At 72.2% G+C, this 24,468-nt stretch carries 23 protein-coding genes and 1 pseudogene; 2 read left to right on the top strand and 22 right to left on the bottom strand.

Going from position 1 to position 24,468, the window contains the following annotated elements; translation table 11 throughout:
* Positions 1 to 44 precede the first annotated feature (44 nt).
* Positions 45 to 854: a M23 family metallopeptidase gene (locus KM933_RS39425; RefSeq protein WP_260333804.1), complete on the top strand. Its 810-nt coding sequence runs from the start codon at positions 45 to 47 to the stop codon at positions 852 to 854.
* Positions 855 to 1,034: 180 nt separating this feature from the next.
* Here KM933_RS39425 and KM933_RS19590 read toward each other — a convergent pair whose 3' ends face one another.
* The 17 genes and pseudogenes from KM933_RS19590 to KM933_RS19510 form a co-directional block, all read right to left on the bottom strand.
* On the bottom strand, positions 1,035 to 1,592 hold the full coding sequence (locus KM933_RS19590; RefSeq protein WP_221354050.1) for a TetR/AcrR family transcriptional regulator: 558 nt from the start codon (positions 1,590 to 1,592) through the stop codon (positions 1,035 to 1,037).
* A 216-nt stretch (positions 1,593 to 1,808) separates the two neighbouring features.
* Positions 1,809 to 2,645, bottom strand: coding sequence for an RNA polymerase sigma factor WhiG (whiG, locus tag KM933_RS19585; protein WP_173894208.1), 837 nt, complete (start codon positions 2,643 to 2,645; stop codon positions 1,809 to 1,811).
* Positions 2,646 to 2,921: 276 nt separating this feature from the next.
* On the bottom strand, positions 2,922 to 4,064 hold the full coding sequence (dprA, locus tag KM933_RS19580; RefSeq protein WP_221353929.1) for a DNA-processing protein DprA: 1,143 nt from the start codon (positions 4,062 to 4,064) through the stop codon (positions 2,922 to 2,924).
* Complete coding sequence (locus KM933_RS19575) at positions 4,061 to 5,683, bottom strand: YifB family Mg chelatase-like AAA ATPase (protein WP_221353927.1); 1,623 nt, start codon at positions 5,681 to 5,683, stop codon at positions 4,061 to 4,063. The genes dprA and KM933_RS19575 overlap by 4 nt, the downstream gene beginning before the upstream one ends.
* On the bottom strand, positions 5,683 to 6,111 hold the full coding sequence (locus KM933_RS19570; RefSeq protein ID WP_221353925.1) for a YraN family protein: 429 nt from the start codon (positions 6,109 to 6,111) through the stop codon (positions 5,683 to 5,685). Before KM933_RS19570 ends, KM933_RS19575 begins: the two co-directional genes overlap by 1 nt.
* Positions 6,112 to 6,229: 118 nt before the next feature.
* Complete coding sequence (locus tag KM933_RS19565; RefSeq protein WP_005311352.1) at positions 6,230 to 6,538, bottom strand: DUF2469 domain-containing protein; 309 nt, start codon at positions 6,536 to 6,538, stop codon at positions 6,230 to 6,232.
* A gap of 55 nt (positions 6,539 to 6,593) precedes the next feature.
* Positions 6,594 to 7,070, bottom strand: coding sequence for an NUDIX hydrolase (locus KM933_RS19560; RefSeq protein WP_173894212.1), 477 nt, complete (start codon positions 7,068 to 7,070; stop codon positions 6,594 to 6,596).
* 97 nt (positions 7,071 to 7,167) lie between these two features.
* On the bottom strand, positions 7,168 to 7,914 hold the full coding sequence (gene lepB / locus KM933_RS19555; RefSeq protein WP_221353923.1) for a signal peptidase I: 747 nt from the start codon (positions 7,912 to 7,914) through the stop codon (positions 7,168 to 7,170).
* An 80-nt stretch (positions 7,915 to 7,994) separates the two neighbouring features.
* The gene (gene lepB / locus KM933_RS19550; RefSeq protein WP_308013461.1) at positions 7,995 to 8,888 is read right to left on the bottom strand and encodes a signal peptidase I; all 894 of its coding nucleotides are present in this window, start codon (positions 8,886 to 8,888) and stop codon (positions 7,995 to 7,997) included.
* Entirely contained in the window at positions 8,863 to 9,978 is a 1,116-nt protein-coding gene (lepB, locus tag KM933_RS19545; RefSeq protein ID WP_260333803.1) for a signal peptidase I, read from the bottom strand. The genes lepB (KM933_RS19550) and lepB (KM933_RS19545) overlap by 26 nt, the downstream gene beginning before the upstream one ends.
* Before the next feature lie 181 nt (positions 9,979 to 10,159).
* Positions 10,160 to 10,873: pseudogene (gene lepB, locus KM933_RS19540) on the bottom strand (signal peptidase I); the annotation flags it as partial.
* A 44-nt stretch (positions 10,874 to 10,917) separates the two neighbouring features.
* Positions 10,918 to 11,268 carry a 50S ribosomal protein L19 gene (rplS, locus tag KM933_RS19535; RefSeq protein ID WP_149515384.1) on the bottom strand — a complete coding sequence of 117 codons (351 nt, stop codon included), beginning with the start codon at positions 11,266 to 11,268 and terminating at the stop codon, positions 10,918 to 10,920.
* A gap of 136 nt (positions 11,269 to 11,404) precedes the next feature.
* A complete protein-coding gene (gene trmD, locus KM933_RS19530; RefSeq protein WP_221353920.1) occupies positions 11,405 to 12,226 on the bottom strand; it encodes a tRNA (guanosine(37)-N1)-methyltransferase TrmD in 822 nt (273 codons plus the stop codon).
* On the bottom strand, positions 12,226 to 12,960 hold the full coding sequence (gene rimM / locus KM933_RS19525) for a ribosome maturation factor RimM (RefSeq protein WP_221353918.1): 735 nt from the start codon (positions 12,958 to 12,960) through the stop codon (positions 12,226 to 12,228). The genes trmD and rimM overlap by 1 nt, the downstream gene beginning before the upstream one ends.
* A 104-nt stretch (positions 12,961 to 13,064) precedes the next feature.
* Positions 13,065 to 13,304 (bottom strand): RNA-binding protein, encoded by a 240-nt coding sequence (locus KM933_RS19520; protein WP_221353916.1) that lies wholly within the window; start codon positions 13,302 to 13,304, stop codon positions 13,065 to 13,067.
* A gap of 2 nt (positions 13,305 to 13,306) precedes the next feature.
* Positions 13,307 to 13,726 carry a 30S ribosomal protein S16 gene (rpsP, locus tag KM933_RS19515; protein ID WP_149515388.1) on the bottom strand — a complete coding sequence of 140 codons (420 nt, stop codon included), beginning with the start codon at positions 13,724 to 13,726 and terminating at the stop codon, positions 13,307 to 13,309.
* Between the two features lie 357 nt (positions 13,727 to 14,083).
* Positions 14,084 to 14,680 carry a hypothetical protein gene (locus KM933_RS19510; RefSeq protein WP_221353914.1) on the bottom strand — a complete coding sequence of 199 codons (597 nt, stop codon included), beginning with the start codon at positions 14,678 to 14,680 and terminating at the stop codon, positions 14,084 to 14,086.
* 834 nt (positions 14,681 to 15,514) lie between these two features.
* On the opposite strand from KM933_RS19510, the gene KM933_RS19505 reads away from it, so the two are divergent.
* Positions 15,515 to 16,390 carry an SAM-dependent methyltransferase gene (locus KM933_RS19505; protein WP_221353912.1) on the top strand — a complete coding sequence of 292 codons (876 nt, stop codon included), beginning with the start codon at positions 15,515 to 15,517 and terminating at the stop codon, positions 16,388 to 16,390.
* A 156-nt stretch (positions 16,391 to 16,546) separates the two neighbouring features.
* Here the strand turns inward: KM933_RS19505 and ffh are convergent, their stop codons facing one another.
* The 5 genes from ffh to nsdA all read right to left on the bottom strand — a co-directional run bounded on the left by ffh (position 16,547) and on the right by nsdA (position 24,415).
* The gene (ffh, locus tag KM933_RS19500; RefSeq protein WP_221353909.1) at positions 16,547 to 18,100 is read right to left on the bottom strand and encodes a signal recognition particle protein; all 1,554 of its coding nucleotides are present in this window, start codon (positions 18,098 to 18,100) and stop codon (positions 16,547 to 16,549) included.
* A gap of 193 nt (positions 18,101 to 18,293) precedes the next feature.
* Positions 18,294 to 20,768: a [protein-PII] uridylyltransferase gene (locus KM933_RS19495; protein ID WP_221353908.1), complete on the bottom strand. Its 2,475-nt coding sequence runs from the start codon at positions 20,766 to 20,768 to the stop codon at positions 18,294 to 18,296.
* A gap of 68 nt (positions 20,769 to 20,836) precedes the next feature.
* Positions 20,837 to 21,175 carry a P-II family nitrogen regulator gene (locus tag KM933_RS19490; protein WP_221353906.1) on the bottom strand — a complete coding sequence of 113 codons (339 nt, stop codon included), beginning with the start codon at positions 21,173 to 21,175 and terminating at the stop codon, positions 20,837 to 20,839.
* A complete protein-coding gene (locus tag KM933_RS19485) occupies positions 21,172 to 22,518 on the bottom strand; it encodes an ammonium transporter (protein WP_221353903.1) in 1,347 nt (448 codons plus the stop codon). The genes KM933_RS19490 and KM933_RS19485 overlap by 4 nt, the downstream gene beginning before the upstream one ends.
* 412 nt (positions 22,519 to 22,930) lie before the next feature.
* Complete coding sequence (gene nsdA / locus KM933_RS19480) at positions 22,931 to 24,415, bottom strand: transcriptional repressor NsdA (RefSeq protein WP_221353901.1); 1,485 nt, start codon at positions 24,413 to 24,415, stop codon at positions 22,931 to 22,933.
* Between the last annotated feature and the right edge of the window lie 53 nt (positions 24,416 to 24,468).

Raw genomic sequence — 24,468 nt, 5'->3', positions numbered from 1 at the left:
GACCATGATCCTCTTTTTCGCACCGGCCGGGAGACCGTTCTCGCATGAGAGCAGAACGATGTCCCCGTACGTGGCCGGCGCCGCTCCCGGCCCTCCTGACGGCCGCGGTGCTGACGGCCGCCGTGCTGGTGGCCGCGTTGACGGCCGCGGCGCCGGCACCGGCGGGCGTCGGTCCCGTCGCGACGGACGGCACACCCACCGGCACACCCGTCGGCGCTTCCGTCGGCGGCTCGGGTTCCGGCCCCGGCCCCGGCTCGGGTTCCGGTGACCGACCCGGTGACCGATCCAGTGACCGATCCGGTAGGAGAGCCGGCAGCCCCGGCGGTACGCCCCCGCCGGTCCCCGTCGTGGGCCGCGCCTGGCCGGTGGGATGGCGCCCGTCGGTGACCCGTGGCTGGGAGCCACCGGCGACCGCCTACGGCAGAGGCCACCGGGGCGTCGACCTGGCCGCGGCTCCCGGCGCCCCGGTCCGGGCCGTCGCCCCCGGCCGTGTCTCCTTCGCGGGCCGGGTCGCGGGCCGCGGGGTCGTCTCGGTGGAGCTGGCCCGCACGGGGAAGCCACCCCTGCGCACGACGTACGAACCGGTGCGGGCGTCCTTGAAGAAGGGCACCGGGGTGGCGGCGGGCGAGGTGGTCGGGGTACTGGAGCCGACAGGCCCCCACTGTCCGGCGTCATGCCTGCACTGGGGCCTGCGCCGCGCGGACACCTACCTGGACCCGCTGTCCCTGCTGCCCCCGTGGCTACTGGGCCGGGGCCCGTCACGCCTGCTGCCGGTCACCGGGGTACCGCGGACGCCGACGGTCCACCGCGTCCACCGCCTACGCACCAGGGGGAGAGAACACATCCGGGGGTAGCCGTGCATCACCCGCCATGGCGGACACAGCCGAACCCCCGGGCTCCCGGCACCTGTCCGACCGAGCCTGTCGGTCCGACCGCTCCGGTCGCTCCGCTCGCTCCTGCCGATCCGTTCGTGCGGTCGGTCGCCGACTCATGGCAGGGCAGGGCCGGCAGTCGGCCGGGCAGCCCGGAAGGACTCAGCCCCGCACACCCCGCAGGGCCATCGCGACGGCGGCCTCGATGATCACTTCGGGTTCCTCGGCCGCGCCCAGCTCGATCCTTCGTACCGCCGCGTCCGCCATCCCCTGGAGAAGCATCGCGGCCATCCGGGGCTGCTCATGGCCCATGTCCCGCAACGCCTCCACGATCATCGCGACGAGGCCTCCGTGGGCGGCGCGGATCTTCTCGCGGGCGCCCGCGTCGAGCTCGCTCGCGGAGATCGCCACCACGGCCCGGTGCCGCCGGTCACCGACCAGGGCGAGCTGCCGGCGGACATACGCCTCGACCTTGCCCTCGGGCGTCCCGGCCAGCGACATCGCCGCCTCGACCTCGGCGGCCCAGAGCGGGAAGTCGACCTCGCAGAGTTCCTCGACGACAGCCGCCCGGGACCGGAAGTACTCGTACACGGAGGAGCGCGCGAGACCTGTCCGCTCGGCGAGCGCCGGGAACGTCAGCGCCTCCGTCCCGCCCTCGGACAGCAGTGACCGCGCCGCGTCCAGCAGGGCGGCTCGCTGCATCGACCGGTGCTCGGCCACGGAGGCCGCTCGAATCCTTGGCACGCTCCCACTTTACGGACGCCTCGCCCAGGACGGGAGTGTCCCGCAGGGAGGGCTTGATCGATGCCCTCCGGACGAAAGGATTCCGCAAGGTCCGCCGGGGCCGGGGCCGCCTCGCCGGCGGCGTCCGGCCGCCTGCGGGCGCTCCTTGTCCCGATTCGTCGCTGCGGCCCGGAACGGAGCGATACCGCCAGGTCAGCGCCCGAAGCTCGCCAGTTTCGCACGGAGCTGGAGCACGGACTTGGTGTGGATCTGGCTGACGCGGCTCTCCGTGACCCCGAGCACATTGCCGATCTCGGCGAGTGTGAGCCCTTCGTAGTAGTAGAGGGTGACCACCGTCTTCTCCCGCTCGGGCAGTGTGTTGATGGCCCGCGCCAGGAAGCGCCGCAGCTCACGGTCCTCCGCGACCTCCACGGGATTGTCGGCCGCGGTGTCCTCCAGCGTGTCCATCAGGCTCAGCCGGTTGCCGCCCTCACCGCCGACGTGCAGCAGTTCCTCCAGGGCCACGACGTTGGCCAGTGACAACTGGCCGAAGACCGCGTGCAGTTCCTCGACCGCGATGCCCATCTCGGCGGCCACCTCGCACTCCGACGGCGTACGCCGCAGCCGGGCCTCCAATGTCGCGTAGGCACGCTCGACGTTGCGGGCCTTCTGCCGTACGGACCGGGGGATCCAGTCCAGTGCCCGCAGTTCATCGATCATCGCGCCCCGGATCCGGGTGATCGCGTACGTCTCGAACTTGATCTCCCGTCCGATGTCGAACTTCTCGATGGCGTCGATCAGCCCGAACACCCCGGACGAGACGAAGTCCGCCTGCTCCACATTGGGGGGCAGCCCCACGCTCACCCGGCCCGCCACGTACTTGACCAGGGGCGAGTAGTGCAGGATCAGCTGCTCGCGCAGCCGCTCGTCGCCCGTGGTCTTGTACGACCTCCACAGCTCGTCGAGCGTCGAGGGGGCGGGCGGGCGCACGCCGCTGCGGGCAGCGGGGGGAACTGCCGCCCGGTCAGACCCGGAGGTGTGCTGGGGCATTCGTCGCCTCGTGCCGTTCTGCAGTGAACTGTGAGTACCTGCGTGAGCTGTCGGTCTGATGTCGAGTTGCCTGTCTGCTTCGGATTCCGTGTGAGCGTAGCGTGACTGGGGAGTCGCAGTGTGCGAACAGTGACGGACTCACCGTGCGCAGATACGTTCCGCTGGACATCATCAGGGGTGCGATCGTCGCTGTGCGTAATCACCTTGCGGTGCCGGCCACCGCAATCCCCGTCGGCTTCGGGGATCCTCCGCGCAGCCGAACACGCTGGGTCAGCATCACCCCTGGTCCGTACCGATGGACCTCATGGCCTGGCGTGTCAACTTCCAGCCGTCGCCCTGCCGTTCGACGAAGCCGAGTGAGCGCAGTTCGTACAGCTTCGCGACGGCCTCGTCCTCGGTCGTGCCCGCGCCCCGGGCGATCTCCTGCCGCGGCACCGCCTCCCCGGCGGGCAGCGCGGCCAGCACCCGGCCGGCTGCCGGGTCCAGGAGGTCGCGCGGCAGCACCGGGCCGCGCCTGGCCGGGGCCAGCTCGCCCATGTCTCCGACGAGTTCCGTCACTTCCGCGGCGTCGGTGACCAGTACCGCGTCCCCGCGCAGCAGTTCGTGCACGCCCGCCGAGAGGCCGCTGCTGGCCGGGCCCGGCACTCCCATCGTGAATCTGCCCAGCCGCTGCGCGGCGCGGGCGGTCACCAGCGCACCGCTGCGGTACGCCGCCTCGACGACCACCGTGCCGCGCGTCAACGCCGCAATGACCCGGTTGCGCAGAATGAACCTGCTGGGCGTCGGATGGTCGCCCGGCGGCAATTCGCCGACCACCAGACCCTGTTCGGCGATCCTGTCGATCAATTGCGTGTGGCCGCGCGGATAGGGTCGGTCGACCCCGCAGGCGAGGACGGCGACGGTGGCGCCGCCCGCCCCCAGCGCACCGCGGTGCGTGGCCCCGTCCACGCCGTAGGCGCCTCCCGACACGACGACCCACCCCCGCTCCGCGAGTCCGGCGCCGAGCGTGGACGCCATGTGGGCCCCGTACTCGGTGCAGGCCCGCGCACCCACCACCGCGACGGAGCGCAGCGCCCATATCCGCAGGCTGGGCATGCCTCGTACCCACAGTCCGATGGGCTTCGCGTCCCCGAGGTCGTCCAGCTGCGCGGGCCACTCGAAGTCCCCCGGACACACGAAACGCGTCCCGGAGTCCCGCGCCGTCGCGAGGTCCCGTCGCGGATCGGCCCGCTCGGCCCTGGCCCGCAGGCCCGCCCATCTCGCGTCCGTCACACCGGGCAGCCGCCGTCCGTCTCCGGCGAGGCACCCGGCGACCTCCGCCGCTCCGCTCTCGCGAAGCCACCGTCCGCAGATCTCGTCCCCCGGTTCGACGACGCGTGCGAGGAAGGCCCGGTGCAGCCGCTCCTCCTCCCCGCTCACGCCGACACTCCGATCGCCATCGGCACTCCCCGGGGGACCCCGGTGCGCAGCTGCAGGGCGAGCGTCACGTCCGCGGTCCCGGGCCGGTCACGACCGGCGAGATCCGCGACGGTCCAGGCGACCCGCAGGACGCGGTCGAGTCCGCGGGCGGTGAGCACGCCCCGCTCCAGGCTGTGCTCCGCCTCGTCCATGGCGCCCGGGGCCGCGTGCCACCGGCTGCGCAGCTCACGGCCCGGCACCTCGCTGTTCGTGCGCCACGGGGTGTCCGTCAGGCGCGCGGCGGCCCGCTCCCTGGCCGACCGGACCCGGTCGGCGACCGTCTCGGTGGACTCGCCCCGCGCACCCCGCTCCGTGAGCTGGGAACGGGTGACGCGGTCCACCTCGACCCGCAGGTCGACGCGGTCGAGCAGCGGTCCGGAGAGCCGGGCCTGGTAGCGGCGGATCGCGGCGGGCGGGCACTCGCACAGGCTGTCCCGCTGCGAGAAGCGGCCGCAGGGGCAGGGGTTGGCGGCGAGCACCATCAGGAACCGGGCCGGGAAGCGCACGACACCGGCGCTGCGCGCGATCACCACGTGTCCCGACTCCAGGGGCTGGCGCAGCGCGTCGAGGGCGTGGCTGCTGAACTCGGGGGTCTCGTCGAGGAAGAGCACACCCCGGTGGGCGAGCGACACGGCTCCCGGCCGTGCCACCCCCTGGCCGCCGCCGACCAGGGCCTGCATGGTCGAGGAGTGGTGCGGGGCGCAGTAGGGAGCCACGTCGACCAGGGGTTTGCCGGGCGGCAGCAGGCCCGCGACGGAGTGGACGGCCGTGACCTCCAGGGACTCGCCCCGGCCGAGCGGCGGCAGGATGGCGGGCAGCCGCTCGGCGAGCATGGTCTTGCCCGCCCCCGGCGGCCCCTCAAGGAACAGGTGGTGTCCGCCGGCCGCGGCGACCTCGACCGCGGTCCGGGCCGAGAGCTGGCCGACGACGTCGGCGAGATCGTGACCGTGGTCGTACTGTCCGGCGCCCATGCCGTGCATGCCCGTGGCCGCGCCCGTGCCCGGCAGGCGCAGGCCCGCGAGCGGATCGGTGCGGCCCCGCTCGTCCGGCTCCTCGTCGGGCACGGGTTCGTCCGTCAGGACCGCGACGAGCTGCCGGAGGCTGCGGACGCCCAGCACGGACACACCGGGCACCAGTGCGGCTTCCGCGGCCGCGCACTCCGGCACCACCACCTGCTCGTATCCCGCGTCGGCCGCGGCCAGCACGGCCGGCAGCACCCCCCGTACGGGCCGGACCCGGCCGTCCAGGCCCAGCTCGCCGATCATCACGATGTCGGCCAGCACCCGTGGGTCGATGCGCTCGCAGGCGCCGAGCGCGGCACAGGCGATGGCCAGGTCGAAGCCGCTTCCGCTCTTCGGCACGGAGGCGGGGCTGAGGCCGACCGTGAGTTTCTTCTGCGGCCACTCGGCCCCGGAGTTGACCACGGCGGCCCTGACCCGGTCCTTGCTCTCCGTCAGGCTCTTGTCGGGCAGTCCCACCAGGGTGAAGGCCGCGATCCCGGGCTCCAGGTCCGCCTGGACCTCCACGACGACGCCGTCCACTCCGACGAGTGCCACCGAGCACGTGCGCGCGAAGCCCATCAGGCCGCTCCTCGCACGTGTTCCACCACGGGGGCGCCCCGGCGGGGCAGCAGCACACCCACGACGTCGATGCGGACGCCGCCGGGCGGGGACCCTCCGTGTTCCTGCAGCCAGCGCTCGGCGAGGCCGCGCAGACGCCGGGCCTTGACGGGGGTCACGGCGGCCATCGGATGCCCGTAGGGCCCCGCGCGCCGGGTCTTGACCTCGCAGACGACCAGCGCGTCGTCCTCCCGGGCCACGATGTCGATCTCGCCGGTCCTGCCCGCGCGCCAGTTGCGCTCCAGGATCGTCATTCCGGCCTCGGTCAGCTGCCGTGCGGCCAGGTCCTCGCCGTACCTGCCGAGTGCGTTGCGCGCCTTGGACGCCTTGCGGCGCACCTCGGACGCCTCGGACACCTGGGACGTTTCGGGCGCTTCGGATGTCTTCATGTCGGCACCACCTCCGGCGCCAACGATGGGTCCCTCGCGATCCGCTGTTGGATCTTGGTGGACGACCGCCCGGTTGTGGACAACTCCGTCACCCTTACGGGCGGCCGTCATGAGCTCTCTAGCTGCCCGGCAACTCCAGGTCGCTCTTGTTCAGCTCCTCGATGTTCACGTCCTTGAACGTCAGGACGCGTACCTGCTTCACGAACCGAGCAGGCCGGTACATGTCCCACACCCAGGCGTCCGCCATGGACACCTCGAAAAACACCTCGCCCTGGACCGAGTGCACCTGCATCTCGTAGTCGTTGGTGAGGTAGAAGCGCCGTTCGGTCTCGATCACGTATTTGAACAGACCGACGACATCGCGGTACTCCCGGTAGAGCTTCAGCTCCATCTCGGTCTCGTACTTCTCGAGGTCCTCGGCGCTCATGGCATGTTCCCCTTCAGCCGTGCGTCCCCCTATTGTGCGCCAGCCCCGCGAGCCCCTAGACGATTTCCGTGTCGAGGGTCTCGGGCCTGGCCGGGGGCCCTTCGTCGAGCAGCCTGCGCAGCAGCTCGGCGAGTCTGGTCGGATACACCGTCTCATGTGCCCGGCGCAGTTCCTGGCACGTCCACCAGCGCGCTCCGGCGACACTGCGCCGTTCCAGCTCGGTCAGCCCTGCCGGCTCGGTCGCCGTCCGGCTCGTACGTCCCAGGTAGTACCACTCGTCCTGGTCCCAGCGGCGTCCCGCGAAGGGGAACGAGCAGATGCGCCGCCACAGCACCGGACCCAGCTCCACCTCGGTGATGCCGGTCTCCTCGGCGAGTTCCCGCAGGGCGGCCTCCGCCCGCGTCTCGTCGCCCTCCACCCCGCCGCCCGGTGTGAACCACCAGTCGTCGGACGGGTCCTCCGGTTCGTGCCCGTGCAGCAGCAGGATGCGGTCCGCCGGGTCCAGCAGGACCACCCTGGCCACCCTGCGCAGCCCACCGGACTCACCAGGCCCACCGGACTCATCAGGCCCACCGGGCTCACCGGGCTCACCATGCCTACCGGGCCCACCGCCCGTCGGAGGTGCTCCCTCAGCCGGCAAGGGCCCGCTCCCCCGCTCCGGCACGGCCGCGCCGGCGCGCCGCCCGCTTGGCCACCGGCCCGTACGCCGCCCCACCGAGGACGAGTACCGCGCCGCCCACCACCGCCGCGAGGACCAGTCGCAGAGGGCCCGGCTCGGAGATGCCGCCGAGCGCCTCGAAGCCGGTGGGGCGGGCCAGCATGCCGTCCATGGGCCAGGCCACCGCGTCGACGCGCGCGTTCACCGCACTGCGCGGCACCGTGCCGTTGCCGGCCTCCGTCAGGTGGGCGGTGGAGTCCAGCGAGCCGCTGCGCTCGTCGCCCAGCAGGAAGAGCCGGCCCTCGGGGACCTCGATGGACGGGATCGTGGACGACTCGCCCGCGCCGCCCTTCGGCAGGTACGGTTCCTCGATCTTCTTGCCGTTGACGGTCAGCCTGTCCTGCGTGCAGCAGGCGACCGTGTCCCCGCCGACGGCGACGACCCGCTTGACCATGGGCAGGTCGCCCCAGCTGGCCTGCTTGAAGACGACGACGTCACCGCGCTCGACCTCGGCGCCGTCGATGCGCTCGGCGAGCACCCGGTCACCGCTCGAAATGGTCGGCGCCATCGAGTCGGTCGGCACGGTGTACGGCTGGTAGACGATCGCTCCCCAGGCGAAGCCGCCGAGGAAGAGCACACAGCCGAGGGCCACGGCCAGTCCCGACAGCGTGCTGCCGAGCCGTCCGTGGCCCTCGTCCGTACCACGTGTCCCGCTCATTCCAGTGCTCCCCCGGCTCGGAGAACCGACCCCGCGACCCTGGTCCGGGCCACGGAAGATCGGCGGTCTGGGACGGCACCCTACCCGGCGGTACGCGACCCAGAAACCCTGGTGTTCCCGACGGTGAGGCGGCGCCTGCGCCACAGCACCAGCGGCAGCGCGCCCGCGAGCCCGATCGCGCCCGGAGCGACGGCGCCCAGGTTCTGGTCGAAGGTGTCCGGCACCGGGAGCGTGGACCAGCGGGTGGGCGGCCAGGCTACGACGACGGCACGGCCCACGACGTTGTCCACGGGCACGAAGCCCTTGTGCTTGTCCTGCTGGTGGTAGCGGGAGTCGAGCGAGTTCTGCCGGTGGTCGCCCATGACCCAGATCTTGCCCTCGGGAACCTTCAGCTTGAACTGGCCGCCGCCGTCGTCCACGGTGCAGGGCGTGTTGCCCGGGTACACGTAGGGCTCGTTCAGCGCCTTGCCGTTGACCTTCAGCGGGCCGGTGCCCTTGCACTCGACGGTGTCGCCGCCGACTCCGACGACGCGCTTGATCAGGTCCTTCTCCTCCGAGGAGGGCATCAGGCCGATCCAGCTGAGACCCTTCTGGATCGCGTTCGGGTTCGGCGTCGGCTCGCCCGCCAGCCACTTGTCGGGGTCGTGGAAGACGACGACCTCGCCGCGCCCGGGCTCCGAGCCGAACCACGGGGTCAGTTTGTCGACGAGGACGCGGTCACCCTGCTGGAGGGTGTTCTGCATCGAGTCCGACGGGATGGAGAATGCCTGCACCAGGAAAGTCTTGATCAGCAGCGCGAGGACGAGCGCGATGCCGATGAGCAGCGGAAGCTCCTTCCAGAAGGACCGCGGCTTCCTCGGCGCCGGGCCGGCGCCGTCGGTATCGGCGCTGCCGTCGGGGCCGTCGACACCGCCGGGGCCGTCGGTCAGCCCGCCCCTGCCCCCGTCGTCACCGGGGCCGGCTCCATGGGGCACGGCGTCCTCCGCGGCCGGGGGGACCGGCTCTCCGGATCGTCCCGACCGCTCCTCGGATCGCCCCGGACGCTCCTCGGGGCCCTCGTGTCCGGATCGTGCGCCGACCGCCAAATCCCCCACATCCACTCCTCATTCCGTGCCGCCGCCCGCGACGGATACGACGCAGGCCCACCACTCCCATAACGAGCGGGAGTTCCGCAGGGGTCGGGAGCGGGATCGATCCGTATCGATCCGCGGGGGCCACCCTATGCGACGTGTCGAGTGCGGTGGCCGGCCCGCCGGTCGCGTCGGGTACGGAGGCGTAGGTGTCGGGCTCCTTCAGACGGCTCCAGTGGCCGATGGGCCAGGCGATGACCATCGCGCGGCCCACGACGTCCTCGGAGATGGTGCCGTTGTACTTCTCGGTGCGGTGGTAACGGGAGTCGGCGGAGTTGGACCGGTGGTCGCCCATCACCCACAGGCGGCCCTCGGGCACCTTCACCTCGAAGACGAGCGACGACGGCTTGTCGCCGGGGTTGAGGTACGGCTCGTCGAGCGGCATGCCGTTGACGGTCACGCGCCCCTGGGCGTCGCAGCACTTGACGGTGTCGCCGCCGACCGCGACGACCCGCTTGATGAGGTCCCGTTCGTTGTCGGAGGGCAGCAGGCCGATGAAGGTCAGCACTTCCTTGACCTGTTTGACGACGATCGGATCGTCCGACTTGGCCACCGGCTGCTCGTCCTCCAGCCAGCCGCCGGGGTCCTTGAACACGACGACGTCGCCGCGCTGGGGCTTCGAGCCGAACCACGGCGTGAGTTTGTCGACCAGGACGCGGTCACCGATCCGGATCGTCTGCTCCATGGAGCCCGAGGGGATCACGAAGGCCTGGACGAGGAACGTCTTCAGGACCAGCGCTATGAGCAGGGCGACACCGATCAGCAGCGGTATTTCCTTGATCGCGGAGCGCTGTCTGCGCCGCTTGACCCTGCGGGCCAGCTTGCGCCGGTCGGCCCGGCCCGGCAGCACGGGACCGCCCGTGCGCCGGGTACCGGTGGGCAGGAGGTCCTCGGCGGCACTGTGGGTGCCACGGGGCTTGCCGCGGTTACCCATGGACACCGTCCGCGGTCTTCCGCCCGCCCGCCCAGGCGGCGGGCCGGCCCGCGGCGGCCGGCACACGCGCGTGCCCGTCACCGCGCGCCCGACCGGCGCCACGTACGAGATCGCCGCCACTCGCACGGCTGTCGGTGCGTACCCGGCCGTCGGCACCCACACGGCTGCCGGTGTGTGCCTGGCCGTCGGCACCCACGTGACCGCCGGTACGCGCCCGGCCGCCGGCGCGTTCGATACGGGTCCAGTGGCCGGGGGGCCAGGCGATCCAGTCGGCTCTGCCGATCACGCCGCCGAGGGGGATCATGCCGCCGCCCGGGGAACCGAGGTGGTCGCGGGAGTCGCTCGAGTCGCCGCGGTGGTCACCGAGGACGAAGAGGGTGCCGTCGGGTACGACGACGTCGAAGGGCACTTCGGACGGCTCGTCCCCCGGGTACAGAAACGTCGACTCGTCGACGAGACGGCCGTTCACCTCGATCCTCCCCTGCCTGTCGCAGCAGACCACATGGTCTCCCCCCACGCCGACGACACGCTTGATGTAGTCGGCGTCGCCGAAGTAACCGGTGCCGTCGAACACGACGACGTCACCGCGCCTCGGCTCAGCACCGAAACGGTACGCCAACTTATTTACGAGAACGCGGTCCCCGATCCTCAATGCGGGCTCCATCGAGCCGCTGGGAATCTCGAACGGCTGGATCACGAAGCGGGTGAGCAGCAGCAGGGAGAACAGGCAGAACAGCACGGTCAGACTGATCCGCCCGCCCGGAAGCCGGTCGGCGGCACGGGCCACCAACGCGAAACGCGACCGTCCCTCCGCCCCTTCGGTGTCCGGGGTCTCCTCGGACATGACGGGGTGGGAGGAGCGGTCGCGCTCCGTGTGCTGTGCTTCGGCGTCCATGTGGGCCAGATGCTATCCGGCCCTCACAAGGACCCGGCGCGAGCTCAGTTGTCGCGCTTCTCCTTGATCTTCGCGGCCTTGCCGCGCAGCTCACGGAGGTAGTAGAGCTTGGCGCGACGCACGTCACCGCGGGTGACGAGCTCGATCTTCTCGACGATCGGGGTGTGCACGGGGAAGGTGCGCTCGACGCCGACGGAGAAGGAGACCTTGCGGACGGTGAAGGTCTCGCGGACACCGGCGCCCTGGCGGCGGATGACCACGCCCTTGAACTGCTGCACACGGGAGCGGTTGCCCTCGATGACGCGGACGTGGACGTTGACGGTGTCACCCGGGCGGAAAGCCGGGACGTCGCTGCGCAGCGACGCGGAGTCGACGGACTCGAGCAGGTTGGACATGATCGTCTGCTTTCTTCGCCGATGCCACAGGTCATCGGCGGAAGTCGGTGGTGCCAGAAAGGGGGCTGTTCTCGCCGGGACGGGCGTCGTGTCCCCCTGTGGCAGGGGCGCACGCCGGACGACGTACAGCAGCCGCCTATTCTTCCACGGTGTCGGGCCTGCGCCCAAATCGGCCGTCGGGACCGGGCTGCCAGCCGAGGATCGAGAGCATCTCGCGGTCCTTCTTGTCGAAGGCGGCGGGGTCGCAGCGCTCGATGAGGTCCGGCCTGTTGGCGGTCGTGCGCCGCAGGGCCTCGTCCCGGCGCCAGCGGGCGATCTTCCCGTGGTGGCCGCTGAGCAGCACGTCCGGGATCCCCCGGTCGCGCCACCGGGGCGGTTTCGTGTAGACGGGGCCCTCCAGGAGGTTCGCCATGGCTCCCGGCGCGAACGAGTCGTCCCGGTGCGACTCGGCGTTGCCGAGGACGCCCGGCAGGAGCCGGGCCACGGCCTCCGTGACGACGAGGACGGCCGCCTCGCCGCCGGCCAGCACGTAGTCGCCGATGGAGACCTCGTACACGGGCATACGGGTGGCGTACTCGTCGACGACCCGGCGGTCGATGCCCTCGTAGCGCGCGGGCGTGAAGACCAGCCAGGGGCGCTCGGAGAGCTCGACGGCGAGCTCCTGGGTGAACGGGCGGCCGCTGGGCGTGGGGACGACCAGGACGGGTCCGTGGGAGCCCGTCTCGTAGCCGTCGGCCAGGACGGAGTCCAGCGCGTCGCCCCAGGGCCCGGTCTTCATGACCATGCCGGGGCCGCCGCCGTAGGGGGTGTCGTCGACCGTGTTGTGCCGGTCGTGGGTCCATTCCCGCAGGTCGTGCACGTGCACCTGCAGCTGTCCGCGCGCGCGTGCCTTGCCGACGAGGGAGACGTTCAGGGGGTCCAGGTACTCGGGGAAGATCGTCAGGACGTCGAGCCGCATCAGGCGCCGGCTCCCTGTCCATCGCCCGATCCACTGCCCGATCCACCGCCCGCGCCGGGACCGGAGCCGGCGCGAGGGTCCTCTCCGGCTTCCTCGGCGTCATCCTCCGAAGAGTCCGAAGAGTCCGAAGAGTCTGAATATTCCGAAGAGGCGGTATCCCCCGAAGGGGCGGCGCCCTCCGGGGAAGGGATTCCGGCCTCACCCCTGGAGGACGCGATCTCCGCCCGGTCGTCGATCAGCCCGGGCGGCGGGGCGATGACGGCCCGCTGCTCCTCCAGGTCGATCCCGACGACGATCTCCTCGACGAACGGGATCAGCACCTCGGTCCCGTCGGCCCGCTCCACCACGAAGAGGTCCTGGTGCGGCAGGTGCGAGATCTCGGTGATCCGCCCGACCCCGGTGCCGTCCTCCAGGACGACGTCCAGGTCCATCAGCTGGTGATCGTAGTACTCGTCCGGGTCCTCGGGCGTCTCGTCCGGGTCGACCTCGGCGATCAGCAGGGTGTTGCGCAGCGCCTCGGCGGCGTCGCGGTCGCGTACGCCCGCGAAGCGCAGCAGGAGGCGGCCGCTGTGCACCCGCCCCGTCTCGATGGTCAGCGGACCGGTCGAAGCGGGGTCCGTGGCGAGGACGGCGCCGGGCGCGAGCCGCAGCTCCGGCTCGTCGGTGCGTACCTCGACGGTGACCTCGCCCTTGATGCCGTGGGCGCGGCCCACCCGTGCGACTACCAACTGCACTTGCCTGATCTCCTGTCGTGTGTCCACGGCATCGGCGCGTGGACGACTACGGGCCGGGGACGGCCCAGAGGCCTTCCCCGGCCCGAGCCGGTGCTGCGTGTACGTCAGCGGACGTGGTCCACGTCGACGAGGTCGACGCGGACACCGCGGCCGCCGATCGCGCCCACGACGGTGCGCAGGGCGCGTGCGGTGCGGCCGTTGCGGCCGATCACCTTACCGAGGTCGTCGGGATGGACCCGGACCTCGAGGACGCGTCCGCGACGCAGGTTGCGCGAAGCGACCTGCACTTCGTCGGGGTTGTCGACGATGCCCTTCACGAGGTGCTCGAGAGCCTCCTCGAGCATGCTCAGGCCTCGGTCGACGCGGACTCGGCGGCAGCCTCGTCCTTCTTCTCAGCCTTCTTCTTCTGGGTGATGGCCTCACCCTTGCCCTCGTCGTCGCCGCCCAGGGCGTCGAACGACGGGCGCGTGGCCTTCGGCTCCGCGACGAGCAGCGGGGCCGGGGCGGGCTCGCCCTTGTACTTCTGCCAGTCGCCGGTCAGCTTGAGGATGGCGAGGACGGGCTCGGTCGGCTGCGCGCCGACACCCAGCCAGTACTGCGCACGCTCGGAGTCGACCTCGATGCGCGAGGGGTTCTGCACCGGGTGGTACAGGCCGATCTCCTCGATGGCCCGGCCGTCACGGCGGGTACGGGAGTCGGCGACGACGATGCGGTAGTGAGGCGAACGGATCTTGCCCAGACGCTTCAGCTTGATCTTGACTGCCACGGGAGTGGTCTCTCCTGGTCTTGACGTGGTTGGGCACGGCAGGATTGCCGCGTGGGGTTGCGGTACCCGAGTGCCCGATGGACGCGTCAGCCGGAGGAGAGAGGGGTCCTGTGCGGCTGCGAGTACAGCTGGCTATTCTGCCACACCCCGGCGGGCGCCTCGACCCGGGTGGCCCCGGGCCGTACCTGCTTCGGGCCCGGCGGCGGCGCCGGGCCCGAAGCGGGTACGGCCACCGGACCGGACACGGATGCCGCCGCCGGGGTGGGCCACCGCACGGGCCGGCACCCACGAAGTGCCGCCGCGCCCTTCCGCACCACCCCGCCGGTGCGGCGTCCCGCCGCCGTGCCGGCCGTCCGCTCAGCCCGCCGCCGCGCCGACCACCTCCGGGATGCGGAACGGCTTCCCGCACCCTCCGCACACGATCGGCGCCTGCGCGAGGACCGACGGCACGACGCGGACGTTGCGTCCGCAGTCGCAGACCGCCTTCACGCGCACGCCCCCTCCGGAGGAGCCGTGCCGGGCGGCCGGGCCGCGGAAGCTCCGGGCCGTGTCGGCGGCGGTCGCGACCGTGTGCGCCTTGAGGGCACGCTGCAGCCGCTCGACCGTCGGGCGGTAGCGCCGCCTCGCCTCGGGGTTGAGCGTGACCAGCGAGAAGCCACTGCTGGGATGCGGCTCCTCGGGGTGGTCCAGACCCAGTTCCTCGGCGATCGCGAGGAATCTGCGGTTGTGGTACCGGCCGGCGCGGGAGGTGTCACGGACCCCTCGGGCGGCGGCAATGCCGTGGACTGCCTCGTGGAGCAGTCGTTCGAAGGAGAGTTCGTGTCCGCAGGCGGACGACGACTCCCCGATCAGGGACTCTGGCGCGGCAAGATCGGGCAGTTCGGGGTGGTGCCGCTGAATATCGGCCCACGCCCCTGCCAGCTCTGCGGCGAGAACAGGTGGTGTCGTGCTCACGTAATGAGAACGAGCCGGGGTGCCTCCGTGTTCCTATTCCGGGGCATCCCAAATATTTTGCACGTACCCGTCAGTTGCCGCTGATGCGTCCTGACGAGGGCGGGTGCGCTGATCTGCGGAGAAGCCTCACAGTTCGCACTCAGCCGGTACGTAGTGGTGTGTACGTTCCCGCGTGTAGGCGTCGTCGGCGGGCCGGGGCCGCTGGGATCACCGGATGCGCAAGAGGCGTTTCGGTCTCTCTCGCGGCGGAATACCGGGGCTCACCGGGCGCGGCCACGACGGTGACGTTACCGGGTCCGGCGGGGGTCCCGGGCAGCGGGCCGCCCCCCGTCCACCGGACACCGTACGGTCGGCGCGCGTGCGGCGAGCACGGTCCCCCCTTCTCCGCCGAGGGCGATCCGCGGGATGCGTACGGGAACCCGCGAGGGCCCGCCGGGACCTTGGCCGGAACCGCGCGTTCACCTCCGCCGGCGGGGATCGCACCCGCAACGGCGGACGCGGGGCCCGTACGGGATCGGGCGGGGCGGCACCGGCGACCCACCGTCATCACCGTGCGACGCGATCAGGCCACGCGCCGACCGGGTCCGCCCGCCGTCCGGCCGTGTGCCGAAGGGGCGGACAAGTGCCCTCGTCATGACCGCCCGGTGGGGGCACATGTTGCCGGTATGTGAATTTTCACGGCGCGCGCCGATGGTACGCAAACCGGGCTCCTCAACCCCTGGACGCCACGACGAGCGCGGAGTTTCCTGGCATACGGGGGGAGTACGAACGCACTGCACGGGGGGTGAAGGAACGGGTCACAAAAGCAACTCTCGGTGGATTGGGGCACATTCGATGACACCTACGCTCGTGCGGCAGCACCTACCCCATGCGGGGACGACACCCCAGGTGGATCAGTGGGCACGCGCGCGTGACTGGGCCGAGATTCAGGAGCGGATGCTCGTACCGCTCTACGAGGCCGTCTACGAGCGACTCGAAGTGGGCTCCTCCAGCAGGCTGCTGGGGCTCGGCTGCGGGTCCGGCCTGGCGCTGCTGATGGCCACGGCACGGGGCGCCTCGGTCACCGGTCTGCAGGCGCACGCGCCGGAGCGGCTGGCTCTCGCGCGGGAGCGGCTGCTGCCCGGCGCATGGGGCACGCGCGCGTGCGCCGGTGCGCGGCTGACGGACGGGGGGCCGGCGGACATCGGCGACGCAGCGGCGGCCGCGACCACCACGGCGACGTACAACCTCGTGACCGCGTTCGAGCCGGTCGGGTGTGTGGCAGGCGACTGCGAGGGACTGGCCGAGGCGCTGACGGCGGCGGCGCCGCTCGTGGGGCCCGGGGTTCCCGTGGTCCTGGTGGGCTGGGGACCTCCGGAGCGGTGCGCCACGTCCTCGGTCCTGCAGCTCGCCACCAAACTGGCGAATCCGCTGCGCGACGGGGCGGGCAGGTGGCGTCCCGCTCTCCGTGACGACCTGGAGGAGGTCGCCGGGCGGGCCGGTCTGCGGCCCGACGGGTCCGGGCGGGTCGCCTGCCCGTTCGGGTACGCGGACACGGACAACGCCGTGCGGGGGCTGATGTCCACGGGGTTGTTCGACGCGGCCGTCGCCGCGACGGATCCGGCTCAGGTGGACAAGGAGGTGCGGGAGGCCCTGCATCCGCACCGGCGGCGGGACGGGACGGTGTGGATGCCGAACGTCTTCCGGTACCTGATCGCACGGACGGTGTGAGTTCTCCGCCCCGCCGCCCGCGCCCGTCGTCCATGGGGCCCCGGATCCCCGCACCGGCCTGAACGGCCTCGTCCTGAGGTGCCGGACGGGCTGACTCGCTCAGCCCGTCCGGCGCCCGAGCACCGGGGGTGCGGGTGCGGAAGTGGGGAGAACTCCTCAGCCCATGAACTTCTTGAACTCGTCCGGGAGCTCGAAGTCCTGCGGCTGCTGGCCACCCGGCAGGCCGAACGCCCCGCCCGCCTGACCCGCGGCCTCCCGCCGCGCCGCGGCCTCCTGCTCCTGCTGCTTGCGCTTCATGGGGTTGCCGGAGCGCTGCTTGCCCTTGGCCTTCTTGGGCTGCTTCTTCGAACGGCCGGCGCCGCCGCCCATGCCCGGCATCCCGGGCATCCCCGGCATGCCGCCGCCCTGGGCCATGCGGGACATCATCTTGCGGGCCTCGAAGAACCGCTCGACCAGCCCCTTGACCGCGCTGACGTCGACGCCGGAACCCTTGGCGATACGGGCGCGCCGCGAGCCGTTGATGATCGTCGGCTCCTGGCGCTCGGCCGGGGTCATCGACTTGATGATCGCGGCCGTACGGTCCACGTCGCGCTCGTCGAGGTTGTTGATCTGGTCCTTGATCTGCCCCATGCCGGGAAGCATGCCGAGCAGCTTGGAGATGGAGCCCATCTTCCTGACCTGCTCCATCTGGGCCAGGAAGTCGTCGAGCGTGAAGTCCTGGCCCTTCTTGGAGGCCAGCTTCGAGGCCATGGCCTCGGCCTCCTGCTGCGAGAAGGTCTGCTCGGCCTTCTCGATCAGCGTGAGCACGTCACCCATGCCGAGGATGCGGGACGCCATGCGGTCCGGGTGGAACGCGTCGAAGTCGTCCAGTTTCTCGCCGTTGGAGGCGAACATGACCTGGCGGCCGGTGACGTGCGCGACGGAGAGCGCCGCACCACCGCGGGCGTCGCCGTCGAGCTTGGAGAGGACCACGCCGTCGAAGCCGACTCCGTCGCGGAATGCCTCCGCGGTGTTGACCGCGTCCTGGCCGACCATCGCGTCGACGACGAAGAGGATCTCGTCCGGCGAGACCGCGTCGCGGATGTCGGCGGCCTGCTGCATCAGCTCGGTGTCGATGCCGAGGCGGCCCGCGGTGTCGACGATGACGACGTCGTGGTGCTTCTGCCGCGCGTACTCGACGGAGTCCTTGGCGACCTGGACCGGGTCCCCGACGCCGTTGCCCGGCTGGGGTGCGTAGACGCCGACGCCCGCGCGCTCGGCGACGACGCTGAGCTGGTTCACGGCGTTCGGGCGCTGGAGGTCGCAGGCGACGAGCAGCGGGGCGTGCCCCTGGCCCTGGAGCCACTTGCCGAGCTTTCCGGCGAGCGTGGTCTTACCGGCGCCCTGCAGACCCGCGAGCATGATCACGGTCGGCGGCTGCTTGGCGAAGCGCAGCCGCCGGGTCTCGCCGCCGAGGATGCCGACGAGCTCCTCGTTGACGATCTTGATGACCTGCTGGGCGGGGTTGAGCGCCTGTGAGACCTCGGCCCCGAGTGCCCTCTCCTTGACCTGCTTGATGAAGGCCCGGACGACCGGCAGCGCGACGTCCGCCTCCAGCAGGGCGATACGGATCTCGCGCGCGGTGGCGTCGATGTCCGCCTCGGACAGGCGCCCCTTGCCGCGAAGGTTCTTGAATGTCGCTGCGAGGCGATCGGAGAGAGTGTCGAACACGGCAGTCGCGAGTCCTCAAGTAGGGGGCAGGGGCAGGTCCGCCCTCCAGGGTATCTGCCCGCACCAGCAAGGGTCTCCACCCCGTCACGGCCTTCCGCCCGGCGGGGTGCCGTACGGGGCGCGGGCGACCGCGCACCCGGCCCCGGCCGGCCCGCGGGCGCACGACGACCGGTCCCACCCCTCGCTCCCGCCCTCACTCCCGCAACGTGTCCTCCAGTGCCCGCGCCAGCGAGGCCGCCTGCTCCCCCGGCAACGGGTCCCCCTCGGGCCCCGTCACGTAGAACGCGTCCACCGCGTTCGCCCCGAGCGTGGAGACGTGCGCGCTGCGCACCCGCACCTGCGCGTCCTCCAGCGCGCGCCCGATCCGGTGCAGCAGCCCGGGCACGTCGTGGGCGCGCACCTCGATGACCGTGGCGAGCCGGGACGCGGCCGGGGCCACGCCCACCCGGGCGGCCGGGGCCGCGATGCCCCGCCGGCGCGGCTGGGCGGCGTCCCGTTCGGCCAGCCGCCCGGTGATGTCGAGGGACCCGTCGAGGGCGCGTACGAGATCGGCGCGCAGGCGGGCGGCCTGCGGCAGGGACCCGTACTCGGCGGCGACCCGCCAGTCGAGGAGCAGCACGGAGCCGGGGACGCCGTCGGGCAGTTCCAGCGTCCGCAGTTCCGCCGTCCGCACGGTGAGCCGGTGCATGGCCAGGACGCCGGCCACGGCGGGCAGGACGCCCTTCTGGTCCGGTACCGCGACGAGCAGTTCCACGCCGAGGGGCTCCGGCTCCCCGGCGGGCTCCCCCGGGAGCTCCCCGCCGGGCGGTTCGGTCTGGGCGCGCAGCGCGAGCACCGGGCCACCGGTGCGGAACGCCTCGACGGCGAGCCGCTCCTGCTCGGCGGTGGCCGCGGCGGCCTTGGGCTCCTCGGGGTCGTCCCCGGCGAGTACGGCGGAGACCCGTTTCACCAGGTCCGCCACGAGGGAGGCGCGCCACGAGGACCAGGCGGCGGGTCCGGTGGCCAGCGCGTCGGCCTCGGTGAGCGCGTGCAGGAGTTCCAGCGTGCCCTGCGAGCCGACCGCGTCGGCGACCGCGCGTACGGTCTCCGGGTCGTCCAGGTCGCGCCGGGTCGCCGTCTCGACGAGCAGCAGGTGACGGCGTACGAGCGTGGCGAGGGTCGCCGCGTCCGCGCGGTCGAAGCCGATCCGGGCCGCCACGTCCCGCGCGATGGTCTCGCCGGCCACCGAGTGGTCGCCGGGCCAGCCCTTGCCGATGTCGTGCAGCAGGGCGGCGACCAGCAGGAGGTCGGGGCGGTGGACGCGACGGGTGAGCACGGCGGCGCGGACCGCCGTCTCGATCAGATGGCGGTCGACGGTCCAGAGGTGGACGGCGTTGCGCTGCGGCCGGCAGCGCACGCGCTCCCAGTCGGGCAGCAGCCGGGTGATCAGCCCTTCCGCCTCCAGGGCCTCCCAGACCTCGACGGTCGAGGGCCCCGAGCCGAGCAGCGTGACGAGTTGTTCACGTGCCTCGGCGGGCCACGGCGTGGGCAGCGGGCGGGCCGCGGCGGCCATGCGGCGCACGGCGTGCAGCGAGAGCGGCAGGCCGGCCTGGGCGGCTGCGGCGGCGGCGCGCAGCGGCAGTACGGGGTCGCGGTCGGGGCGGGCGGTGCGGGCGAGGACGACCTCGCCGTCCTGCTCGACGACGCCCTCGGCCAGCGGGGAGCGCTCGGGGGCCGGCTTGCCGCCCAGCACCCTCCCGCCCCCCAGCATGGCGCGCAGACGCGGCCGTACGGCGCGCGACCGCAGCACGCGCCCCACCTCGCGCCAGGTGACGTCACTGGCGTACGAGATGACGCGGGCGGCCTCGTACACCTGGCGGAGCAGGGTGTCGGCGTCCAGCAGGCCGAGTTCCGCGGCGACCTGGTCCTGCTCCTGGAGGGCGAGGCGGTCGGTGGCGCGGCCGGTCACGAGGTGCAGGGCGTCCCGGACGTCGAGCAGGCGCATGCGGGCGTCGTCGAGTCCTTCGCGCGGGGCGTCGGCGAGCCAGGAGGCGGCGACGGCGCGCAGCGCGGTGGCGTCGCGCAGGCCGCCGCGGGCCTCCTTGAGGTCGGGTTCGAGGAGGTACTGCAGTTCGCCCTGGCGCCGGGCGCGTTCGGCGCACAGTTCCTGGAGTTCGGGGAGGCGTTCGGGTGCCTGGTTGCGCCAGTCGGTGAGGACGGCCGTGCGCAGGCCGGCGGTCAGGCCGGGGTCGCCGGCGAGGTGGCGGGCGTCGAGCAGCCCGAGCTGCACCTTGAGGTCCTCGCCCGCCGTCCGGCGTGCCTCGGCGGGCGTACGGACGGAGTGGTCCAGGTCCAGGCCGAGGTCCCAGACCGGGTACCAGACGCGGTCGGCGAGGGCGGCCACCGCGGCGGGGTCGGCGCCGCCGTCGTGCAGGAGCAGCAGGTCGAGGTCGCTGCGCGGGGAGAGTTCGGCGCGCCCGTAACCGCCGACGGCGACGAGCGAGACGCCGCGCGGCGGGCCGGCGCCCGCGTCGAACAGGCCGGAGAGCCAGTCGTCGGTCAGTCCGGCGAGGGCCGCACGGCGCGGCGGCCCGGACCGCGCCCCCTCCTGGAGGAGGCGCAGCCGGGCCGCCGCGTAGCCGCCGGGTCCCGGGTCCTCTGTCTCTGCGGGCGTGCCCGTGCTCGTCACCCGGTGGCTCCTGTTCGTCTGCTGCCTGCGGCGTGCCTGCCCACGGCGTGCTGCCCGCGGTGTGCTGTCTACAGCGCGTCGGGGCCGCGCTCGCCGGTCCGGACCCGGATCGCCGTCTCGACCGGGACGGACCAGACCTTGCCGTCCCCGATCTTGCCGGTACGGGCCGCCTTCACGATGACCTCGAGCAGCTGCTCGGCGTCGTCGTCCTCGACCAGCACCTCGATACGGATCTTGGGGACGAGGTCGACGGTGTACTCGGCGCCCCGGTAGACCTCGGTGTGTCCCCGCTGGCGGCCGTAGCCGCTGGCCTCGGTGACCGTGAGGCCGTGGACGCCGAAGGCCTGGAGGGCCTCCTTGATCTCGTCGAGCCGGTGGGGCTTCACGACGGCGGTGATGAGTTTCATGCGTCCACCTTCTTGCTCTTGCTCGCGGTGCCGGCGACCGGGGCCGGTGCGGCGGTCCGGGCGGCGCCGCCGCCGGCGCCGCTGTAGTCGTATGCGGTCTCGGCGTGCTCGATCTGGTCGAGGCCCGCGATCTCGTCGTCCTCCGTGACCCGCATGCCCATGGTCCTGTCGATCAGGAGGGCGAGCACCGCGGAGGCCACCAGGGAGTAGGCGAGGACACCGAAGACACCCGCGCACTGCTTCCAGAACTGGTCGAGACCGCCGCCGTAGAAGAGTCCCGCGACGTCGGACTGGCCGCCACCGGTGGCGAAGAAGCCGACCAGCAGGGAGCCGGCGATGCCGCCGACGAGGTGGACACCGACGACGTCGAGCGAGTCGTCGTAGCCGAACCGGTACTTGAGGCCGACGGCCATGGCGCAGAGCACACCGGCGACGGCGCCCACCGCGATCGCGCCGAGCGGGGAGACCGCGCCGCCGGACGGGGTGATGGCGACCAGGCCGGCGACCGCGCCGGAGGCGGCGCCGAGGGTGGTGAACGCGCCGTGGCGGATCTTCTCGTAGGCGAGCCAGGCCAGCATGGCGGCGGCGGTGGCGACCTGCGTGTTGACGAACATCAGCGCGCCGACGCCGTCGTCGTTGCCGAGCCAGGAGCCGGCGTTGAACCCGAACCAGCCGAACCACAGCAGACCGGCGCCGAGCATCACCAGCGGCAGGCTGTGCGGACGCATCGGGTCCTTCTTGAAGCCGACGCGCTTGCCGATCACGAGGATCACGCCGAGCGCCGCGGCGCCCGCGTTGATGTGGACCGCCGTGCCGCCGGCGAAGTCGATGACGCCGAGTTCGAAGGCCCAGCCGCCGGCGCCCCAGACCCAGTGCGCGACGGGGAAGTAGACGATCGTGGCCCACAGGGCGACGAAGAGCGCCCAGGCCGTGAACTTCACGCGGTCGGCGAGGGCACCGCTGATCAGGGCGGGCGTGAGGACCGCGAACATCAGCTGGAAGACGGCGAAGACGTAGACGGGGATCGTGTAGCCGTCCCAGAGCTGCGTGAGGCCGATGCCGCTGAGCCCGACGTAGTCCGAGGACCAGCCGATGATGCCGCCGGAGTCGGTGCCGAAGGCGAGGGAGAAGCCGTACAGCACCCACAGGACCGTGACGATCCCGAGGCTGATGAAGCTCATCATCAGCATGTTGAGGGTGCTCTTGACGCGGACCATGCCTCCGTAGAAGAAGGCCAGGGCCGGGGTCATGAGCATCACCAGGGCGGAACAGATGAGCATGAACCCGGTGTTGGCGGCAGACAGCGTGGGAGCGTCTGCGGCAAGCGTGATGGCTGGTGCCATCGGCGTCTCCTCGTCGTTGGTACGGCCCCGTGCGGGCGAAGCCATGAGCGGTGGTGAGGGGTGGGCCGGTTATGTGCCCAGAGACTGGCGCAGCGCCGTTTCGGCCGGAGCCCCTGCGTGTTTCGCCCGGGTGACGAAGAGGACGTACGTGTTACGCGTCGGTGAACCGCCGGATGTCCCGGGTTCCGCTCGTTATCGTGACGCAACCTTTCCCGGAAGCCCTTGAAGCACCGCACGACCACGGACCCGAGCCGTCGATTGCGCAACCCCGACGGCGCCCAGCCGCCTGCGCGGGAGCGGCGCCGGCTCGGGCGCAAAAGGCGGACCGGCCGCGGCCGTCCGTCCGGTGACCTGGCATGGGGGAGCCGAGTCGGGCTGTTGTGGACGGCGGTCGCGGCCGGCGTACCGGGGGTCAGACCGCCTCGGCGGTCTCGGGCAGGTCGACGGCGAGCTGGTCGGTCAGGTCCACGACGGCGGCGAGGTCGCCGAAGTCGCGTACGGCCGTGTCGACTGTTTTTCGGATACGAGTGCTGACCCGTTCGGAGCGCACCTTCCCGGCGATCGCGAGGGCCTGGCGGACCAGGACCGTGCTCTGCTCGGGCTCCCGCCTCAGCAGGTGCACGGTGCCCATCCCGACGAGGTTGAGCGCGTACGAGCGCTGGTGCTCGGTGTCCTTCCCGAAGAGGTCGACGGCCTTCTGCATGACGGGCTCGGCGAGCGACGCGTACGCGGGGCTGCGGCCCGCCACGTAGGCGAGGTCGCGGTAGGAGTGGGCGTTCTCGCCGTGCAGTTCGGCCTCGGAGAAGAAGCGGATCCAGTCGGGCTCGGGCTCGCCGGACTCCTCGGCGTCCCCGAAGGTGTCCTCGGCCATCCGGACGGCCCGCTTGCACTTGCCGGGCTGTCCCATGTTGGCGTAGGCGCGGGCCTCCAGTGCGTACAGCATGGACTGGGTACGCGGGCTCGCGCTGTCACGGCTGCCGTACTGGGCGAGGTGGATCAGCTCCAGCGCGTCGTCGGGCCGGCCCAGGTGGATCATCTGGCGGCTCATGCTGGAGAGGATGTACGAGCCCAGCGGCCGGTCGGCCGCCTCCTTGGCGGCGTGCAGGGCGAGGACGAAGTACTTCTGGGCGGTGGGCTGGAGTCCCACGTCGTAGCTCATCCAGCCCGCGAGCTCGGCCAGCTCGGCGGCGACCTTGAAGAGCCGCCTGGTGGTGGGCTCGGACTGGGGCTCCTGGAGCAGGTCGGTCACCTCGTGCAGCTGGCCGACGACCGCTTTCCGGCGCAGGCCGCCGCCGCACTGGGCGTCCCACTGGCGGAACATGACGGTGGTGGACTCCAGGAGCTCCAGCTCGGGCTGGGAGAGCCGGCCGGGGCGGCGGGGGGCGGCGGCGGACGCGGGCTCCGCGCGCGGGGCGGCGGGGCTGGGCACCAGCCAGCGCTGCATGGGTTCGATGAGCGTGGGGCCCGCGGACAGGACCAGGGAGGTGCCGAGGAAGCCGCGCCGCGCCAGCATCAGGTCGCTGCGCGAGAACTCGCTGATCAGGGCGACGGTCTGCGGGCCGGTCCAGGGCAGGTCGACACCCGACACGGAGGGTGACTGGTGCGGGGCGCGCAGACCGAGGTCCTCGACGGCGACGGCACAGCCGAACCGCTCCGAGAACAGCTCGGAGAGGATGCGCGGGATGGGCTCACGCGGATTCTCGCCGTCGAGCCAGCGGCGGACGCGGGAGGTGTCGGTCGAGATGTGGCCGGCGCCCAGCTGGCGCGCCCTGCGGTTCACCTGGCGGGCCAGCTCGCCCTTGGACCAGCCGCTGCGCACGAACCACGAGCCCAGCAGTTCGTTGGGGCGCTTGTCCGGGCCGGTCACGGTCCTCGCGCTTCCGCCGTTGCCGCCCACTGGAACGCCCCCATCCCTGAACCCGCTTGATGCGCTGTGTGCGCCAAGCCTGC

This window comes from Streptomyces beigongshangae (assembly GCF_019710745.1).
Classification (GTDB): Bacteria; Actinomycetota; Actinomycetes; order Streptomycetales; family Streptomycetaceae; genus Streptomyces; species Streptomyces beigongshangae.
The sequence above is the reverse complement of the archived record's forward strand: the minus strand, read 5'-3'. Positions and strand labels throughout refer to the sequence as shown.

Bases quoted from the DNA above. Each gene is read 5' to 3' on its own strand.
- KM933_RS39425 (WP_260333804.1), top strand. From the start codon at position 45: ATGAGAGCAGAACGATGTCCCCGTACGTGGCCGGCGCCGCTCCCGGCC.
- whiG (WP_173894208.1), bottom strand. From the start codon at position 2,645: ATGCCCCAGCACACCTCCGGGTCTGACCGGGCGGCAGTTCCCCCCGCT.
- KM933_RS19575 (WP_221353927.1), bottom strand. From the start codon at position 5,683: ATGGGCTTCGCGCGCACGTGCTCGGTGGCACTCGTCGGAGTGGACGGC.
- KM933_RS19570 (WP_221353925.1), bottom strand. From the start codon at position 6,111: ATGAAGACATCCGAAGCGCCCGAAACGTCCCAGGTGTCCGAGGCGTCC.
- KM933_RS19565 (WP_005311352.1), bottom strand. From the start codon at position 6,538: ATGAGCGCCGAGGACCTCGAGAAGTACGAGACCGAGATGGAGCTGAAG.
- lepB (WP_221353923.1), bottom strand. From the start codon at position 7,914: ATGAGCGGGACACGTGGTACGGACGAGGGCCACGGACGGCTCGGCAGC.
- lepB (WP_260333803.1), bottom strand. From the start codon at position 9,978: ATGGGTAACCGCGGCAAGCCCCGTGGCACCCACAGTGCCGCCGAGGAC.
- rplS (WP_149515384.1), bottom strand. From the start codon at position 11,268: ATGTCCAACCTGCTCGAGTCCGTCGACTCCGCGTCGCTGCGCAGCGAC.
- trmD (WP_221353920.1), bottom strand. From the start codon at position 12,226: ATGCGGCTCGACGTCCTGACGATCTTCCCCGAGTACCTGGACCCCCTG.
- KM933_RS19520 (WP_221353916.1), bottom strand. From the start codon at position 13,304: ATGCTCGAGGAGGCTCTCGAGCACCTCGTGAAGGGCATCGTCGACAAC.
- KM933_RS19505 (WP_221353912.1), top strand. From the start codon at position 15,515: ATGACACCTACGCTCGTGCGGCAGCACCTACCCCATGCGGGGACGACA.
- KM933_RS19490 (WP_221353906.1), bottom strand. From the start codon at position 21,175: ATGAAACTCATCACCGCCGTCGTGAAGCCCCACCGGCTCGACGAGATC.
- KM933_RS19485 (WP_221353903.1), bottom strand. From the start codon at position 22,518: ATGGCACCAGCCATCACGCTTGCCGCAGACGCTCCCACGCTGTCTGCC.